Source organism: Actinomyces oris (assembly GCF_001553935.1).
Lineage (GTDB): Bacteria > Actinomycetota > Actinomycetes > Actinomycetales > Actinomycetaceae > Actinomyces > Actinomyces oris_A.
Window position 1 is genome coordinate 231,504 of record NZ_CP014232.1, and the last position, 16,411, is coordinate 247,914.

Annotated in this window: 19 protein-coding genes; 8 read left to right on the forward strand and 11 right to left on the reverse strand. The window is 68.6% G+C overall.

Translation table 11 applies throughout. The features are described 5' to 3' along the window. The first annotated feature begins 67 nt into the window (after positions 1 to 67). A complete protein-coding gene (locus AXE84_RS00970; RefSeq protein ID WP_003779481.1) occupies positions 68 to 316 on the forward strand; it encodes a WhiB family transcriptional regulator in 249 nt (82 codons plus the stop codon). 98 nt (positions 317 to 414) lie between these two features. Here the strand turns inward: AXE84_RS00970 and AXE84_RS00975 are convergent, their stop codons facing one another. Continuing rightward, entirely contained in the window at positions 415 to 1,890 is a 1,476-nt protein-coding gene (locus AXE84_RS00975; protein ID WP_060956515.1) for a sensor histidine kinase, read from the reverse strand. A gap of 176 nt (positions 1,891 to 2,066) precedes the next feature. On the opposite strand from AXE84_RS00975, the gene AXE84_RS00980 reads away from it, so the two are divergent. From AXE84_RS00980 to AXE84_RS01000, 5 genes are all read left to right on the forward strand, one after another. Then, on the forward strand, positions 2,067 to 2,573 hold the full coding sequence (locus AXE84_RS00980; protein ID WP_060956516.1) for a DUF2505 domain-containing protein: 507 nt from the start codon (positions 2,067 to 2,069) through the stop codon (positions 2,571 to 2,573). Positions 2,574 to 2,749: 176 nt separating this feature from the next. Next, a complete protein-coding gene (locus AXE84_RS00985; RefSeq protein ID WP_060956517.1) occupies positions 2,750 to 3,190 on the forward strand; it encodes an OsmC family protein in 441 nt (146 codons plus the stop codon). Positions 3,191 to 3,263: 73 nt separating this feature from the next. Further along, positions 3,264 to 3,962: a hypothetical protein gene (locus tag AXE84_RS00990; RefSeq protein WP_060956518.1), complete on the forward strand. Its 699-nt coding sequence runs from the start codon at positions 3,264 to 3,266 to the stop codon at positions 3,960 to 3,962. Between the two features lie 62 nt (positions 3,963 to 4,024). Next, complete coding sequence (locus AXE84_RS00995; RefSeq protein ID WP_060958093.1) at positions 4,025 to 4,852, forward strand: thymidylate synthase; 828 nt, start codon at positions 4,025 to 4,027, stop codon at positions 4,850 to 4,852. After that, positions 4,849 to 5,439 carry a dihydrofolate reductase gene (locus AXE84_RS01000; RefSeq protein WP_060956519.1) on the forward strand — a complete coding sequence of 197 codons (591 nt, stop codon included), beginning with the start codon at positions 4,849 to 4,851 and terminating at the stop codon, positions 5,437 to 5,439. Before AXE84_RS00995 ends, AXE84_RS01000 begins: the two co-directional genes overlap by 4 nt. Before the next feature lie 40 nt (positions 5,440 to 5,479). On the opposite strand, the gene AXE84_RS01005 is transcribed toward AXE84_RS01000, so the two are convergent. From AXE84_RS01005 to AXE84_RS01035, 7 genes are all read right to left on the reverse strand, one after another. Then, positions 5,480 to 5,887, reverse strand: coding sequence for a winged helix-turn-helix transcriptional regulator (locus AXE84_RS01005; RefSeq protein WP_081093007.1), 408 nt, complete (start codon positions 5,885 to 5,887; stop codon positions 5,480 to 5,482). Positions 5,888 to 6,023: 136 nt separating this feature from the next. Then, positions 6,024 to 6,647, reverse strand: coding sequence for an NADPH-dependent F420 reductase (locus AXE84_RS01010; RefSeq protein WP_060956520.1), 624 nt, complete (start codon positions 6,645 to 6,647; stop codon positions 6,024 to 6,026). A 158-nt stretch (positions 6,648 to 6,805) separates the two neighbouring features. Further along, positions 6,806 to 7,795 carry an ABC transporter substrate-binding protein gene (locus AXE84_RS01015; protein WP_060956521.1) on the reverse strand — a complete coding sequence of 330 codons (990 nt, stop codon included), beginning with the start codon at positions 7,793 to 7,795 and terminating at the stop codon, positions 6,806 to 6,808. Beyond that, the gene (locus AXE84_RS01020; RefSeq protein WP_060956522.1) at positions 7,792 to 8,472 is read right to left on the reverse strand and encodes an ABC transporter permease; all 681 of its coding nucleotides are present in this window, start codon (positions 8,470 to 8,472) and stop codon (positions 7,792 to 7,794) included. Before AXE84_RS01020 ends, AXE84_RS01015 begins: the two co-directional genes overlap by 4 nt. Beyond that, on the reverse strand, positions 8,469 to 9,173 hold the full coding sequence (locus AXE84_RS01025) for an ABC transporter permease (RefSeq protein ID WP_060956523.1): 705 nt from the start codon (positions 9,171 to 9,173) through the stop codon (positions 8,469 to 8,471). Before AXE84_RS01025 ends, AXE84_RS01020 begins: the two co-directional genes overlap by 4 nt. Beyond that, positions 9,170 to 10,039 carry an ABC transporter ATP-binding protein gene (locus AXE84_RS01030; protein ID WP_060956524.1) on the reverse strand — a complete coding sequence of 290 codons (870 nt, stop codon included), beginning with the start codon at positions 10,037 to 10,039 and terminating at the stop codon, positions 9,170 to 9,172. The genes AXE84_RS01025 and AXE84_RS01030 overlap by 4 nt, the downstream gene beginning before the upstream one ends. Positions 10,040 to 10,310: 271 nt before the next feature. Further along, positions 10,311 to 10,751 carry a VOC family protein gene (locus AXE84_RS01035; RefSeq protein WP_236750083.1) on the reverse strand — a complete coding sequence of 147 codons (441 nt, stop codon included), beginning with the start codon at positions 10,749 to 10,751 and terminating at the stop codon, positions 10,311 to 10,313. A 209-nt stretch (positions 10,752 to 10,960) separates the two neighbouring features. Between AXE84_RS01035 and AXE84_RS01040 the strand changes: the two genes are divergently transcribed. Beyond that, positions 10,961 to 11,728 carry a DeoR/GlpR family DNA-binding transcription regulator gene (locus AXE84_RS01040; protein ID WP_060956526.1) on the forward strand — a complete coding sequence of 256 codons (768 nt, stop codon included), beginning with the start codon at positions 10,961 to 10,963 and terminating at the stop codon, positions 11,726 to 11,728. 73 nt (positions 11,729 to 11,801) lie between these two features. Here AXE84_RS01040 and AXE84_RS01045 read toward each other — a convergent pair whose 3' ends face one another. From AXE84_RS01045 to AXE84_RS01055, 3 genes are all read right to left on the reverse strand, one after another. Beyond that, the gene (locus AXE84_RS01045) at positions 11,802 to 13,556 is read right to left on the reverse strand and encodes a hypothetical protein (RefSeq protein WP_060956527.1); all 1,755 of its coding nucleotides are present in this window, start codon (positions 13,554 to 13,556) and stop codon (positions 11,802 to 11,804) included. Positions 13,557 to 13,786: 230 nt separating this feature from the next. Further along, a complete protein-coding gene (fumC, locus tag AXE84_RS01050; RefSeq protein ID WP_060956528.1) occupies positions 13,787 to 15,223 on the reverse strand; it encodes a class II fumarate hydratase in 1,437 nt (478 codons plus the stop codon). 95 nt (positions 15,224 to 15,318) lie between these two features. Next, on the reverse strand, positions 15,319 to 15,912 hold the full coding sequence (locus AXE84_RS01055) for a TetR/AcrR family transcriptional regulator (protein ID WP_060956529.1): 594 nt from the start codon (positions 15,910 to 15,912) through the stop codon (positions 15,319 to 15,321). A gap of 84 nt (positions 15,913 to 15,996) precedes the next feature. Here AXE84_RS01055 and AXE84_RS01060 point away from each other — a divergent pair, with 84 nt between their 5' ends. Next, entirely contained in the window at positions 15,997 to 16,377 is a 381-nt protein-coding gene (locus AXE84_RS01060; RefSeq protein ID WP_060956530.1) for a nuclear transport factor 2 family protein, read from the forward strand. Positions 16,378 to 16,411: the final 34 nt, after the last annotated feature.

Below are 16,411 nucleotides of genomic sequence, written 5' to 3' on the forward strand. Positions count from 1 at the left end.
GGCCGCCGTTCCCTGACAAGCTGGGTCGGCGCCAACCGCATGACCGATGACCTTGTAGGGGGCCCTTATGGACTGGCGCAGCCAAGCCGCATGTCTCACCGTTGACCCGGAGCTCTTCTTCCCCGTGGGGAACACAGGTCCCGCCATTGCCCAGATCGCCAAGGCAAAAGAGGTGTGCGGCCGCTGCGAGGTGGTGGACACCTGCCTGAAGTGGGCACTGGAGAACGGCCAGGACGCCGGCGTCTGGGGAGGCATGAGCGAGGACGAGCGCCGTTCTCTCAAGCGCCGGGCGGCCAGGGCCCGCCGGTCCTCCTGAAAACTGATCGAGTTCTTGACACTGCGGTGTTCGCACGCTTAATCGTGCGAACACCGTTTTGTTGATCCAGTGGTTCTCTACAGCGGGAAAAGGAAAGGTCAGGCTTCAGCCCTGGCAGCCCTCTGGTGAAGGCGGGCATGAATGACGACGTCGGTGCCCCCTCCACTCAGAGGCTCCCAGTCAATGACCCCGCGCAGTTCCCCGCGCACAAGCGTGGTGACGATCCGTGTTCCCAGTCCGGTCATGAGGGTGTCCGGCGCCAGGCCCGCACCGTTGTCCATCACGTGGACCTCGAGCCGGTCCTCGTCACGGTGGGCCGTGACCGTCACGCGGCCGTCGCGGCCATCGAGGCCGTGCTCGACGGCGTTGGTCACGAGCTCGGCCAGCACCGTGGCCAGCGCCTGCGCCGTGTCAGCGTCGACCACTCCGAAGGAGCCCTCCAGCTTGGTGCTGACCTCGCCCGTGGGCGTGGCCACGACCGCGGCCATGCGCAGGATGGAGGAGAAGACCTCGTCGAAGTCCACATGCTCATTGACGTTGTGGCTCAAAGCGTCGTGGACGGTGGCAATGGTGGTCACCCGGCGCTCGGCCTCGGACAGAGCCTGGCGGGTCTCCTCGTTCGAGGCACGGCGGGCCTGCATACGCAGCAGCGCCGAGACGGTCTGCAGGTTGTTCTTGACCCGGTGGTGGACCTCCCGGATGGTGGCGTCCTTGTTGAGCAGGACCTGCTCGCGCCGACGCACCTCGGTGACGTCGCGCACCAGGAGCACTGCCCCGGAACGGCGCCCCTTGCGCGCCAGGGGGATGGAGCGCACAGACAGGAACACTCCCCCGACCTCGACCTCGGTGAGCCAGGCCTGCCTCCCCATGAGGACCACGGCCAGCGTCTCATCGACGGGGGTACGGGCGGGAATGATCGAGGTGACGGCCTCGGCCAGCAGGATCCCCTCCAGCTCGCCCTCGATGCCCAGGCGGTGGAAGCAGGAGCGCCCGTTGGGGCTGACGTAGACGATCCGCCCCTCCTCGTCCAGACGCAGGACGCCGTCGGCCACGCGCGGCGTACCGTGGCGGATCGTGGTGCCGGCGCCCTGGATGGGGAAGTCGCCCGAGGCGGTCATCTGGCACAGGACCTCGGCGATCTCCTCCATCTCCCGCTCAACGATGCGCCCGCCCCGGATAACGCCCACCGAGGTCTCCCGAGTCACGACGGCGATCGGCGTACCGGCGTGAACGACCGGGATGTACTCCTCCTGGACCGCGGCGGTACCGGTCCAGTAGGGCTCGGCCGCGTCCTGGATCTGGGCGGTGGACAGTGATTCCATGGCCATGGCCTCACGCGAGGCCGGCATGCGCCGCCCGACGACGTCCTCGAGGTGGACGGTGGTTCCCCCCGAGGGGCGGGTGTGGCCCGCGGCGATGAAGCGCCCCGCACGGGTACGCACCCACAGGACCAGGTCGGAGGTGGATAGGTCCGCAATCAGCTGCCAGTCGGCCACCAGCTGGTGGATCCAGTCGAGGTCGGCCTCGGCGAGGTCGACTGCGTCTCTCAGGGCGCTAGGCAGAAGATTAGGCACCTCTCAAGGTTATCGGCAGTGAGCGGAACCGGCTCGTTGAGCCGGCTAATTGCCAAGCAGGACACATGTTCGGGAACTGAGCGATCCCGCATTCAACCGCACGAGCGCGCCTTGGCCTCCGTCCCCGCGGAGGTCGGAACATGCCCCGGACCGGCGAAACATGACAGGATCGCACCATGAGGAAGACCATCACCATCACCTATCCCGCATCTCCGGCACGCACCGCGCAGATGCTCGCCGACCCCGCCTACCAGGAGGCGCGGGTCTCACGGGCCGGGCTCGACAACGCCTCGGTGGACGTCGCCCAGCGAGGCCAGGGCTTCGTGGCCACCATCGCCGGAAGCATCCAGCCCTCCCAGCTGCCCTCGGTCGCCTCACGGTTCGTGCGCTCGGCGGTGTCCTTCTCCGTAGCCGAGTCCTGGGGCGAGCCGAAGGATGACGGCTCACGCTCCGGCGGCTACGACGTGAAGGTCAAGAACGCCCCGGTCAAGGTCAGTGCCACCTCCACCATGGCTCCCGCCGCGGAGTCCGCCGGTGAGGCCACCACCGTCACCGTCGACGTCGACCTCAAGGTCACTGTGCCACTGGTCGGCAAGACCATCGAGGAGAAGGCCATGGGCATGGTGGGCCGCGTCGTCGCCGATGAGGAGAGCCGGGCCACCGCCTGGCTCGCCGAGCACTGACCCACGTCTTCATCACGCCCCGATCACTCACGGATCACGCACAGATCACTGACTGTGCGCTGCGTCGCCCAGCGGCGTTATTCCCGTGCTGCGCCCCTGTCCGCCAGTGGCGCAGCACCGGGCTGTACGCCGATTCCACCGCTGAGTCTCGCCCGGTTTCATGGCACGATCAGGCCATGAGCACTTCCAACACTGCCGCCTCCGCCCCTAACGCCGTGTGGGCCGAGCGCGCGGGCACCCGTCAGTACATCGGCCGCAACTCCTCGGGCGCCGAGGTCCGCATTGGTATGGGCCCGGGCGAGTTCTCGCCCGGTGAGCTGATGAAGATCGCCCTGGCCACCTGCAACACCCTGTCCGCCGACCACCGTCTGGCCAAGGCCCTGGGCGAGGACTTCGAGGCCACCGTGGGCTGCTCGACCGTCAAGAACGACGCCGAGGAACGCTACGAGTCCTTCCAGGTCGAGATCGTCACTGACCTGTCCTCCCTCGACGCTGAGCAGCGTGAGCTGCTCAGCCAGCGGGTCGCCGGAGCCGTGGACCGTCACTGCACCGTGGGTCACACCATCGAGCACGGCGCTTCCTACACGACGACGATCGTCGACCCCAACGAGGACTGAGCACTCAGCACCCCGACCCTTGAACCGGCCGCTCTCCCCGAGGCCCCTGCGTCACTCAGGTAAGGAGAACACTGTGAACACCTCCCACTCCGGGCGCTCCACAGCGCTGGAACGTGCCCTCGACAAGGCCATCGCCATCCCGGCCTCCCGCATCGAGGAGCGCGTCGCACGGATGCGCCGGGACCGCCCAGGGGCCGACACCGCCGAGCTCGTCGAGCTGGCCGGCTCCCGATTCCGGCGGGACGCGGGGCTGTCATCGGGGGCCGTCGGAGCCTCCGCGGCCATCCCGGCCATCGGAACCGGTGCGGCCGCAGCTCTGACAGTCGGCCAGAGCGCCGCCTTCATGGCCTCGGCCGTCACCTATGTTCTGACTGTCGCGGAGATCCAGGGGGTGCACGTCGTCGACGCCGACCGCCGTCGGGCTCTGGTCCTCTCCGCCCTCCTGGGCAAGGAGGGCTCCGAGGCGGTTCAGGGCCAGCTGGGTCTGTCCTCGATGTTCTGGGCGGCTCAGGTGCTCATGCAGATGCCCCTGCCGTCGGTGAAGTCGATCAACGCCCGCCTCATCAAGCGGGTGGCCAAGCGCTCGGCCGCCAAGGGCGGGGCGCTGGCGCTGGGGCGTCTCCTCCCCTTCGGGATCGGGGCCGCCATCGGCTGGTCGGGGGGCCGGGCGCTGGCCAACCAGGTCATCGAGGGGGCGCAGGCGGCCCTGGGACCAGAGCTCACTGCGCGAGGCTACGTCGACAGCCCCGATGTCGAGGTGATCGAGGCGTGAGCGCAGTCGACAGTGCCGGCGAGCCCTCGCCATCGGCCGGTCAGTACCCGGCGCTGGCGCGGATGGGGCTCGTCCCTCCGCCAGGCGTAGACGTCGCCTACGAGAACCTACTGGCCGAGGTTCTGACCAACGGGGCCGCGAAGTCCGACCGTACCGGCACTGGGACGCGTTCGCTCTTCGCCCGCCAGCTGCGCTACGACCTGCGCCGCGGCTTTCCGCGTATCACCACGAAGTTCGTGGCCATGAAGGCCGTCAAGGGTGAACTGCTGTGGTTCTTGCGCGGGGAGACGAACGTGCGCTGGCTCCAGGAGCGGGGAATCACGATCTGGGACGAGTGGGCCGATGACTCCGGTGAGCTGGGGCCGGTCTACGGCTCGCAGTGGCGCTCCTGGCCCACCCGGGACGGAGGCACGATCGACCAGATCACCGGACTCATCGACACGCTACGCACCGACCCGGACTCGCGGCGCATGCTGGTGTCGGCCTGGAACGTCTCCGAGCTGGGATCCATGGCGCTGGCCCCCTGCCACGCCTTCTTCCAGTGCTACGTGGCCGACGGCCGCCTGAGCCTGCAGATCTACCAGCGCAGCGCCGACCTGTTCCTGGGGGTACCCTTCAACATCGCCTCTTACGCGCTGCTGGCCCACATGCTCGCCCAGCAGGCGGACCTGGAGCCCGGTGAGCTCATCTGGACCGGCGGAGACTGCCACATCTACGACAACCACGTCGAGCAGGTCCGCACCCAGCTCTCCCGGGTGCCCAGCGCCCACCCCTTCCCCACGCTGCGCCTGGAGCGGGCCGAGTCCATCGACGCCTACGACATGGACGACATCGACGCCTCCCAGGGCTACGAGCACCACCCCACGATCAAGGCCCCGGTCGCGGTATGAGCGGCCTGGGGATGATCTGGGCCCAGGACGTCACCGGCGTCCTGGGGGCCGACGGCGGCATGCTGTGGCGCGTGCCGGCGGACTTCGCCCACTTCAAGGCCACGACCATGGGCTGCGGGCTGGTCATGGGGCGCACCACCTGGGACTCACTGGGAGGCCCCCTGCCCGGGCGGCGCAATGTGGTTCTCACCCGTGACCGCTCCTGGCGGGCCGAGGGGGCGGTCCGCGCCGGCTCGCTGCGCGAGGGGCTCTCGCTGGCGGCGCGGGGCCTGGCCGCTGAGCTGGGGCACGATCCCCGTGACGGGGATGCTGCGGGGCTGCCCCGCCTGTGGGTCATCGGTGGCGGGAGCGTCTACGAGCAGGCGCTGGCTGACGGCCTGCCTGATGTGCTCGTCGTCAGCGTCTTGGACCTGGATGCCACGCAGCGGGCCCGCGAGCGCGGCCTGCCCGACTCGGCGCTGGTGCGCGCGCCGGGGATCAGCACTCAGGAGTGGGCCATCGATCCGGCCCTCTCCGACCCGCAGGGCCAGTGGCGCCCCGCATCCGGGGACGCGCGCTGGCGCGTGGAGACCTGGCGGCACCTGTAGACGCGTTTGAAACGCCCTCGGCGGGCGCTTCAACGGATGCTCAGTGCTCGGCGTCGTAGCGCGCCCGGGCCTGGCTGACAGCGCCGAGGTGCTCAGTGGCCCAGGTCTCGACGTGAGCCAGCGCCTCCGCCAGCCCCTTGCCTGAGTCGGTGAGCTCGTAGGTCACTCGCGGTGGGATCTCAGGGTATTGATGGCGCTCGATGAGTCCATCACGCTCAAGGCCCCTGAGGGTCTGGGTGAGCATCTTGGTGGAGATACCGTCGACGCGGGTCGATATCTCCTTGAAGCGTTGCGGCCGGCCCGCTTCGTGAAGCGCCCCGACGACGAGCACGGTCCACAGGTCGCCGAGCGACTTGAGCAGGCCGCGTGAGGGGCAACTGCGGCTATAGGGGTTGGGAGCCATCTCCCCCGCCTGCTGCGTGCCGGTCGGCTGCTCAGTGTCGGCCACGTCGTCTCCTCGTGTGCTTGGTCGCTGATCCGTCGTCGGCCTCCCACGCGTGTGAGTGGCCGACGACGGGCATAGGCGACAGGTTACCTGCGAACCGGGAGCCTTACTCGGGGCTCACTCGGGGCTCACTCGGGGCTCACTCTGACACGACGGCGAGGCCGCCGGTCCAAGCGACCTGCTCCGTGACACCCAGGGCGATGTTCAGTGCCCCGAGCGCCTCCAGACGCTCTGCCCGCTTGAGCTCGCCGGCGTCGGCCCACGCCAGTCCGGCGGCCTCGACGAAGGAGCGCAGGCCCGCCTTGGCCTCTGCGGAGTCGGAGGCGACCAGGACAGTGGCCGGGCGGGCGCCGATGGTGCCGCTCGCCAGGACGGCGGCGAAGACGGTGTTGAAGGCCTTGACCACCTGGGCGTCCGGGAGCTTCGCTGCGAGCTCGGCGCTCGCGGAGCTACCGGCCGGGACGAGAGAGTCGAGAGTGGTGAAGTCCAGGGGGTTGGTCGGGTCGACGACGACCTTGCCGGCGAAGGCCTGTGCACCGTAGGTGGCAATGACCTCGTCGATGGCGGCGTAGGGCAGGGCGAGGACAACGATGTCACCGGTCAGGGGTGAACCGATCTCGGCGACGTCGACGCCCGACAGGTCGGTGGCCTTGGAGGCGTCGCGCACCACGACCTGAGTACTGGCACCGGCCTTGACCGCCAGACTCGCGACCGCCGATCCGATGTTGCCGGCGCCGATGATGGAGATGGAGGGGACGGACATGAGAGCTCCTTGAGCGTTAGTTGTTGAACGAACAACTAAACTCTCTCACGCACACCCACTTTCCGAAAGAGAGTGACTGTATGCAAGAGATCACCAACTGTCGTCGCGCCCGCTCCCTGTCATCACTGACACACCGGACACCGCGGTCCTCTCGCCGCTCAGAGCAGCTTCTTGGAGGTGAGCCAGTCGGTGGCGATGGTCGTGGAGCTGAGCTTCTCGCCGGTGGAGCGCTGGTTGAGGGAGCGCAGCTCGTCGGGGGTCAGCAGGGCCGAGACCCGGTTGATGGCGGTGGCCGCGATGGCCGGCAGTGAGGCGGAGACCAGCGGGGTGACGTTCTGCGGGAGGATGAGCATCTGGGGGTCGGACAGGATGACGAGGTCCTTGGCCCTGATGGCGGGATCGGAGGAGTAGATGTCGGCGACGTCGACGGTGCCGTCGGTGAGGGCCTTGACGGTCAGAGGCCCGCCGGAGTCCTCCACCGGCGTGACGGAGGCGTCGACGCCGTAGACGGCCTTGAGGCCCTTGGGGCCGTATGGGCGGGTGGTGAACTCCGAGTTCGCGGCGATCGTAATGGGCCGCCCCAGTGAGGCCAAGTCGCCGATGGAGGTCAGGGAGTGGGCCTGGGCGGTGGCCTTGGTGACGGTCAGGGAGTCCTGATCCGTCGCCTCGGCCGGGTTCAGGACGGTCAGCGAGTGCGGCAGGGTCCTCAGCAGGGTGTCCTGGATGGAGGCGGTATCGCCGGCGGCGCGGGAGGGGGGCGCGGTGGCGGTGGGACTGCCTGAGGCGGAGGTCTTGCTGTAGTACTCCAGCAGGTTGCCGCCGTACTCGGGGATGACGTGGATCTTGCCGGCCTCGAGCTCGGGCAGGTAGACCTCCCGCTGGCCGATCTGGTACTGGCGGGTGACGGTCAGGCCCGTCTTCTCCATCATCTGGGCGTAGAGCTCGGCGATGATCTCGTTGGAGTAGTACTGCTGGCTGCCGATGATGATCGGGCCGCCGGAGTAGCCTCCCGAGGCTTGGTCGACGGCGAAGGGGTCGGTGTCGGAGCAGGCGCTCAGGGCGAGCAAGCCGGCGGTCGCACCGACGCCGGCCAGCAGGCCGCGTCGCGTCAGCTGCTTGCCGGGGCGCGGGTTGGACGGTGCAGTCATGCTGATTCCTTCCGGTGCTGCCGGGCACCTGGGGGCGTGACCCCCCATTGGATGAGGGCGAAGATGGCCTCGGAGGCCAGGGCTAGGGAGATGACCAGGAGCGCCGAGGCCAGCATCATGACGTAGTCCTGGGTCTTGAGGCCCAGGAACATGAGTCGGCCGAGCCCGCCGGCGCCGGTGTAGGCGGCCAGTGTGGCGGTGGAGATGACCTGGAGGCTGGCCGAGCGCAGCCCGCCGACGAGTAGCGGCGCTCCCAGGGGAATCTCGACCCGGCCCAGCACCTGCAGCTCGCTCATGCCGCTGGCCCGGGCGCCGTCGACGGCCATGACTGAGGCCGCCCGCACCCCGCTCATGGCTCCGGCCAGGACACTGGGCAGGGCCAGGATGACGAAGGCGATCATGGGGGCGCTCAGGCCGACCCCGAGAACGAGGCCGAACAGCGTGATGAGGCCGAGGGTGGGCAGGGAGCGGGCCATGCCGCTGAGCGGCTGCACCCAGGTGCGCCCGCGTCCGGTGTGCCCCACCCACCAGCCGGCGGGGACCCCGATGAGGGCGGCGATGAGGACACCGGCCAGGGAGTAGAGGACATGCTGGACCAGCAGCGGGCCGATCCCCATGGCCCCGCTCCAGTGAGCGGGATCGGCGATGTAGGCCAGGGCGGCCAGAACGAACCTCACGCCTTGCCCTCCTGACTGTTCGAGGCGGCTGCGCAGGCTGCGGCAGGGACTGCCCCGGCGTCGCCGGCGCGCTTCCAGGTCCAGGGCAGGCACAGCCGCCCCAGAGCGAGGACGAGCCCGTCCAGGACGAGGGCCAGGGCCGCGGTGGCCACCAGGCCGGTGACGATCTCCGCGGTGATGCCGCGCTGGAAGCCGTCGGTGAACAGCCAGCCGAGGCTGCGCACACCGAGGACCGCCCCGACAGTGGTCAGTGAGATCGTCGAGACCGTCACCACGCGCAGGCCGGTGAGGATAGCGGGGCCCGCCAGCGGCAGCTCGACGGTGAGGAAGCAGCGCAGGCGCCCCATGCCCATGGCGGTGGCGGCGTCCAGGACGCGGGCGTCAACGGCGTCGAGTGCGTCGGCGGTGGCCGGAACCAGGAGCGCCAGCCCGTAGAGGGTCAGGGCCACGATGACGTTGAGCGGGTCGCGGATGCCGGTGGCCAGGATGATGGGGAGGATGACGAACAGCGCCAGGGAGGGGACGGCGTAGAGCAGCGAGGAGCCGGTCACCAGCAGGGCTCGCAACGGCCGGGCCACGCGGGCCAGCCGGGCGATGGGGATCGCCAGGACGAAGGAGGCGACGATCGCGGGAACCGCCTGGAGAAGGTGGGCCAGGAGGTGCCCGGCGATGGTGGGCAGGTTGGCCAGGACCCAGCTCATGCCCGTTCCTCCGCCTCCGTGGAGGCTTCGTCGGCCAGGCGCCCGACGGCGCGGCCGGCGCGGTCCAGGACGATCCGGGACTCGGCGACGTCGGTGAGCTGAAGCTGGCGGGCGGCGTCGTCGAGGCCGAGGAAGCGGGCGACGAAGTCGTCGGCCGGGTGGGCCAGCAGCTGGGGGCCGCTGCCGCGCTGGGCGACCTGGGCACCTTCGCGCAGGAGGATGATCTCGTCGCCCAGGGCGAGGGCCTCGTCGACGTCGTGGGTGACGAAGATGATGGTCTTCCCCAGCTCGGCCTGGATGCGGGCCATCTCGCGCTGGAGGTCGCGACGCACGAGGGGGTCGACAGCTCCGAAGGGCTCGTCCATGAGGAGCACCTCGGGATCGGCGGCCAGTGCCCGGGCGACCCCGACCCGCTGGGCCTGGCCGCCGGAGAGCTGGTGGGGGTAGCGCCCCGCCAGGTCGCGGTCAAGGTCGAGCATGTCCATGAGCTCAAGGGCCCGGCACCGGGCGTCGTGGCGGTCGGCACCCTGGAGGCGGGGCACGAGGGTGATGTTGTCGATGACGCGCCGGTGCGGCAGCAGCCCCGCGTTCTGCATGACGTAGCCGATGGAGCGACGCAGGGCCACGGCATCGCGGGTGGCGACGTCCTCGTCATCGATGAGGACCCGTCCGCTGGAGGGCTCCACCATGCGGTTGACCATGCGCAGCAGGGTCGTCTTGCCACAGCCGGACGATCCCAGCAGGACGGTGGTAGTGCCGGCCTCAATGCGGGCGGTGAAGGAGTCTACGGCGGGGGAACCGGATCCGGAGCCCCTCCCGGCCGGGTACGACTTGGTGACGGCATCGAAGGTAATGGTGCTGCTCATTGCGGGTGCCGGGTGTCCTCTCATGGCCTCTGGCGGCGCGGCCCGATGGCGTATTGCCACCGTACCAGCCACCATCTGCCGATCTGCCAGGTGGCAGCCTTTACCAAGGCGATTGGTGCAGGATTGAAAGCAAACACCCAGGTGCTCACCATCTACACGTCGATGGAGTCGACGAGCTGCTCCCACTCAACACCGCGGCAGTGCACGCTATTCCCGCACTGCATGCCCAGGCTGCGACCCCGGGCGGGCTTTCCGGATCAGAAGGTCCGGATCAGAAGGCCGGGCGCAGGGCGACGTCGTCGGAGTAGTCGGAGGCAACGAGCTCGACACGGTTGCCCTCGGGGTCAAGCACGGTGGCCTCGTAGTATCCGTCACCGGTCTGGCGAGGTCCGTCAATGACCGGCACGCCGGCCTCGGACATGTGGGAGGCCAGGCGGTCGACGTCCTCACGCCCGGGCAGGCCGAAGGAGACGTGAGCCCACCCCAGCTGGGCGGCCTCGCAGTGCTCGGCGAGCTCAGGACGGGTCATGATCTCCAGGCGGGTCCCCCGCTGGACCGCCGGGGTCTCAGCGAAGTGGAGGATGTGGGTGCGCAGGCCGGTCCTCGGGTTCTCATAGAGGCCGTTGGCGTGCCCGTCGAACCAGTGGGAGTAGAAGTCTCGGACACTGTCGAGGTCAGCGACCCAGATGGCGACGTGGTCGAGGTGAGGCATGGTCATTCCCTTCCTGACGGTGAAGAATCACTGCCGACGACCAGAGATGATCGTACGATCACTCTTCCCGACAGCGATTTTCCGGCATTGAATCAACGGATTTCCGGAGTTCCGATCCGTTGACACCAACGGTAGAAGACCATACGATCATTGTCATTGCTCGTTCTCCAGCAAAACGATCGCCTCGTTGCCGCCGATGCGGAGGAAGCATGCGCGACAGTCCCCACGAGAGGCGCCGTACGATACTGCGCGCCCTGAGCCCCACCACAGTACACAGTGTGCAGGCGCTGTCCCGGCTGACCGGGGTCTCGGTCATCACCATCCGCCGGGACCTGGCCGAGCTGGCCCACGAGGGCCTGGTGACCCGGGTCCACGGCGGCGCTTTGCGTGCACCGCGCCGTGGGGCCGCCCGGCCGGCCTCCATGCGTCGCAGGCAGGATGTGGAGATCAAGCGCCGTCTGGCGCAGGCCACCGCCGAGCTCATAGAGGACGGGGAGGCGGTCATCATCGACTCCGGGACCACCTGCGAGATGGTGGCCGAGCAGCTCGCCGGCCGCGACATCCGGGTTCTGTGCCTGTCGCTGGGCGCCGGTGCAGCAGTGGCCTCCGTGCGTGGAGCCGCAGTGACCATCGCGGGCGGCCCGGTGGATCCGGAGTCCCTCTCCCTGTTCTCCGCCGAGGCGGTCGAGGCGGTGCGCGCGTTCCGCGCCGACGTCGCGGTCCTATCCACCTGCGCCGTGTCCACCCGCGAGGGCCTGACCGTCATGGGGTCCGACGACGCGATGGTCAAGCGCACCATCATGGCCTCTTCCACCCGACGCGTTCTGCCGACCGCACCGAGCAAGATCGCCCAGACCAGCACCTACCGGTTCGGGCGTATCGAGGACCTCGACACGCTGTTGACAACAAGCCAGATCGCCCCCGACACCCTTGAGGAGATGCGGGGCGCCGGAGTCGACGTCGTGCTGTGCGACTAACGGAGAACGACCGGGTCGGAGCGGAGCGACTCGGCCCGGGAGGCTCCAGGATGTCCCCCGGAGTCTTCCGGGCTCAGGAGGCCGCCTGCTTGGTCACCCAGGCGATGAAGTTCTCCTCGCCGGTGCCGGTCAGCTCGGCCATCGTGTGTCCTTGCCCCCAGACGGTGGCGAAGTCGACGCTGCCGGCTCCGGCCTGCTGGAGGGCCAGGGCGAGGTTCACCTCGACGGTGGAGGCGGTGTCGCCCTGGGTGATGCCGGTGCGGATGCGCCAGGCCGGGGCGATGGTGGAGCTGCCCCGTCCCTTGGAGTCCTGGGTGAGGTAGTACAGGGGGTCGTACATCGCCACGCGCGTGACCATGTCGGTGCCGACCGAGTCCTTGGCGGCCAGGTCCTTCTCGTAGGCGGCGACGCCGTAGTCCTTGTTCCAGCCCGACAGCCCCGAGTACCTGGACTGCCCCTTGGAGATGACCTCGCGGCTCAGGGAGGAGAAGTGCTGCTTGTTCTCCCCCGAGCCCATGACGAGGTTCTCGGTCTGGGCACGGCCCACGCCGTCGAAGGCCCCCACGTCCTTGGAGGCGTTCTTCTGGGAGGCGACGAAGCCCTGCAGGCCGGTGATCGTCGCGGTCTTCTTGGAGGCGTCGTAGGTGACCCACTGCGAGGAGGAGTTGAGGAAGGCGATGTACTCCTCCACCGTCTTGTAGGTGGTGGACTCGGCGCTGCCCTGACCGCCGCCGCTGGGCTCCATCCCCGCCATCTCGGTGGAGGAGGGCGTGTAGGGGAAGGTGGTGGCCGCCAGGAAGTCGTTGAGGGACTTCTGGATGACCGCCACGAGGTGGTCGTAGTAGGAGCCCGACAGGAAGGTGCCCTGGGAGGAGGATTCCAGGGTCAGAGGCTTGCCCTGGGAGTCGGTGAGCTTCAGCCCATTGAGGTAGGCGGGGAAGGCGGCGGCGAGGTCCTGGGAGTAGGCCCGCGTCCAGGTACCCTCGGCCCGGGTGCCGGAGGAGGCGAACTGCCCCATGTTCCACTCGTAGGCGGCGTTGGCGCTGTCCAGGCTGGTGATCGGGCACCAGCACATGGCTCCGGCCACGGCATCGGACAGGGCCTTGCCGTTGGTGTCAGTGGTGGCAGCCCCCAGGACGGCCAGGTAGGGGGCGAACAGCTCGCTGTCCCCGGAGGCTCCGGCGACGGCGCTCTGCGCCCCTCCCCCGCTGTGCCCGAAGACATAGACCTCCGCGGCGTCGCCGGGTACGGCGGCGGAGTTGTAGCGCCGGTAGCGCACGGCGGCCTTGAGGTCGGCGACGCCCCAGGGCGCATTGCCGGAGTAGGTCTGGGAGTTGGAGTCCTTGCCGCGAAGACCGGCGAGGACGTAGATGAAGCCGGCCTCCATGTAGGCCTTGATGGTGTCGTAGGAGTACTCGGTGGGCGGCTTCTGGGCGGAGTATCCCGGGGTGTTGACCGGGAAGACGGTGGGTGCGGTGGCAGCGGTGAAGCTGCCGACGGCGCCCGAGGCGTTGACGGTGACCGTGTAGGTGCCATTTCCGTTGTCCTTGCCGGTGAAGTAGGCACCGGGCACGTAGATGCCCAGGGTCTCGTAGTCCGAGGCCTGGGGCGTGGCCACGTAGCGCAGACCCAGCTGGTAGTAGACCTTGTGGTCGGCGTCGTAGCGCCAGGCGGCGGAGTCCAGGGCGAGTTTGGCATCGGTGGGAGCCTGCGACGAGGCCGTGGAGGATGCCTGCGCGGTGGCCCCTCCGGTGGAGCAGGCGCCCAGGCCCAGGAGTCCCGCCGTGGCGGGCAGGGCGACAAGGATGGTGCGTCGTGGCAGGTTCATCGTGGTTCCCTCCGGCACGCTCAGTCGCGCGCCTCGCTCGGGTGTCTGCGTACGTGGCTAGCACATCACCTTAAGGCACGGACGATCCCAGGACGCGGCTGTGCCGCTTGTGTGAGTCGGTATCCGCGTACTGGCGAGCGTGTCAGGCTGCAGACTCGGCTCGCACGACGACGGCGCCGGCCTCGCGTGAAGGGCGGCGCCGTCGTCGGCTTGAGGGACAGTCCTGAGGCTCAGTCCTCAGCGGCGCTGGGGTGGGTCATGTCCATGGGCACGACCCACTTGTCGAACTCCTCAGCGGTGACGAAGCCGAGCTCGAGGGCGGACTCACGCAGGGACAGGCCCTTGTGGTGCGCGTTCTTGGCGATCTTGGAGGCCTTGTCGTAGCCGATGTGGCGGTTGAGGGCGGTGACCTGCATGAGGTTGGTCTCCAGGTTGGCCTTGATCCGCTCGGTGTTGGGCTCGATGCCGTAGGCGCAGTTGGTGTCGAAGGAGACGCAGGTGTCACCCAGGAGCTGGATGGACTCCAGGACGCACCAGGCCATGACCGGCTTGAAGACGTTGAGCTGGAAGTTGCCCTGGGAGCCGGCGAAGCCGACGGTGGCGTCGTTGCCGAAGACCTTCGTGGCCACCATGGTCATGGCCTCGCACTGGGTGGGGTTGACCTTGCCGGGCATGATCGAGCTGCCGGGCTCATTCTCCGGGATGATGAGCTCGCCGATGCCGTTGCGGGGGCCGGAGGCGTACCAGCGCACGTCGTTGGCGATCTTCATGAGGGCGTCGGCCAGGACTCGCAGGGCGCCGGAGACCTGAACCAGGGCGTCGTGGGCGCCCAGGGCGGCGAAGAGATTGTCCGCCTGGGTGAACTCGATGCCGGTCTCCTCGGAGATCTTCTTGGCGCACAGGGCCCCGAACTTCGGGTGGGCGTTGAGGCCGGTGCCGACGGCGGTCCCACCGATGGCGAGCTCGCGGGCGCGGGAGTCGGCGTAGCGGATGCCGTCGAGGGCGAAGTCGATCTGGGCGACCCAGCCGCTGATGACCTGGCCCAAGGTGATGGGGGTGGCGTCCTGCAGGTGGGTGCGGCCCACCATGACGACGTCGGCGTAGGCCTTGGCCTTGGCGTCCAGGGTGTCGCGCAGCTGCTGGACGCGCGGGTACATGGCGGCCAGCTCGTTGACGACGGCGATGTGCATGGCCGTGGGGAAGGTGTCGTTGGAGGACTGGCCGCGGTTGACGTGGTCGTTGGGGTGGACCGGGGTCTTGGAGCCGCGCTCGCCGCCGGCAAGCTCGATGGCGCGGTTGGAGATGACCTCGTTGGAGTTCATGTTGGACTGGGTGCCCGAGCCGGTCTGGAAGACCACGAGCGGGAACTCGGCGTCGAGGTCACCGGCGATGACCTCGTCGCCGGCCTTGGCGATGAGCTCGGCGATGTCGGCGGGCAGCTCGCCGAGCTCGGCGTTGGCCAGGGCGGCGGACTTCTTGAGGATCCCCAGGGCCTTGATCATGGGGCGGCCCCACACGAAGGTCTCGCGGCCGATGTCGAAGTTGTGCAGGCTCCGCTCGGTCTGGGCCCCCCAGTAACGGTTGGCGTCCACCTCGATGGTGCCCATGGAGTCGGATTCGGTGCGGGTCGTGACAGCCTGGTTGGGCGTCTTTGCATCAGTTGTCATAGGTGCAAGGTTAGGCGCTCGTGCTCGCCGCCGTGCGGGGACGGGCGTCCCAGACACGTCTCAGATCGCTACCGGCCGACATCACCGAAGGCGACTCACACGGGTCGCAGCTGTTCCAGGGCCAGGTCCAGCAGATCCGCAAGATGCTCATCGCCGTCAATGGTCCGGGGCTCATGGAGATGACCCGTGATCTGCAGGGCAGCGAGCCCATGAAGCAGAACCCAGATGACGGTGGCGATCTCACGGGTGGGGCCGGGTCGCAGCAGACCGGCTCCCTGGGCCTGGGCAACGAGCTCGCCGACGGCGGCCATGGCGTCGTCGGCGGCCTCCTCCAGCCCGGGGTCCGGCTCCGCAATCGGGGCGTCCCCGAAGACCAGCTGGTAGTGGTGGGGGCACTCGACTGCGTAGTCGATATAGGCCCAGCAACCGGCGCGCAGCCGCTGTCGCGCTCCCCGGTGCCGCTCCGCACCATGACGAATCCGCTCTGCGATCTGCCGCAGGGTCCGTCCCGCCAGGGCACGCATGAGCGCAGCCTTGTCCGTGTAGTGACGATAGGGCGCCGAGCGGGACACGCCGGCAGCCTCACCAACGGCGCGCAGCGTCACCGACTCAGGTCCCCTGTCCTCGAGCAGCGTTGCAGCGGCGTCGAGGATGGCGGCGCGCGTCGGACCTGGATCGCGAGGGCTCATGACCCAAGCCTACCCACATGTTGACACAGTCAACATTCAAGTTATGCTGACACCGTCAACTTAACCTGAGGAGAGGAACGACTCATGACCGACACCACCCGTACCGGTGCCGACTTCGACGCGAGCTACCTGCGCACCTGGACTGAGCCCGACGCCGATCAGCGCCGTGCACTCATCGAGCAGATGTGGGCCCCGCACGGGTCGCTGCACATCTCCTCACCCGCCTTGACCGTCACAGGAACAGCCGACATCGCTGAGCACATCAACCGCGTCCACAACGACCGCATTGCAGGTCAGGGCCTGACCTTCAGCTATGACCAGCGCATGGAGTCCGGCGACGCACTATTGCTGCGCTGGTCGATGACCACCCCAAGCGGCGACGTCGTAGGGCGCGGAGTCGACACCGTCTTCCGCGACGTCGACGGCAAGGTGACGCACGCCTACATGTTCATGGGCGTGAACTGACCCGAGCGAGCCCCTGCGACTCGCCTCGACGTCG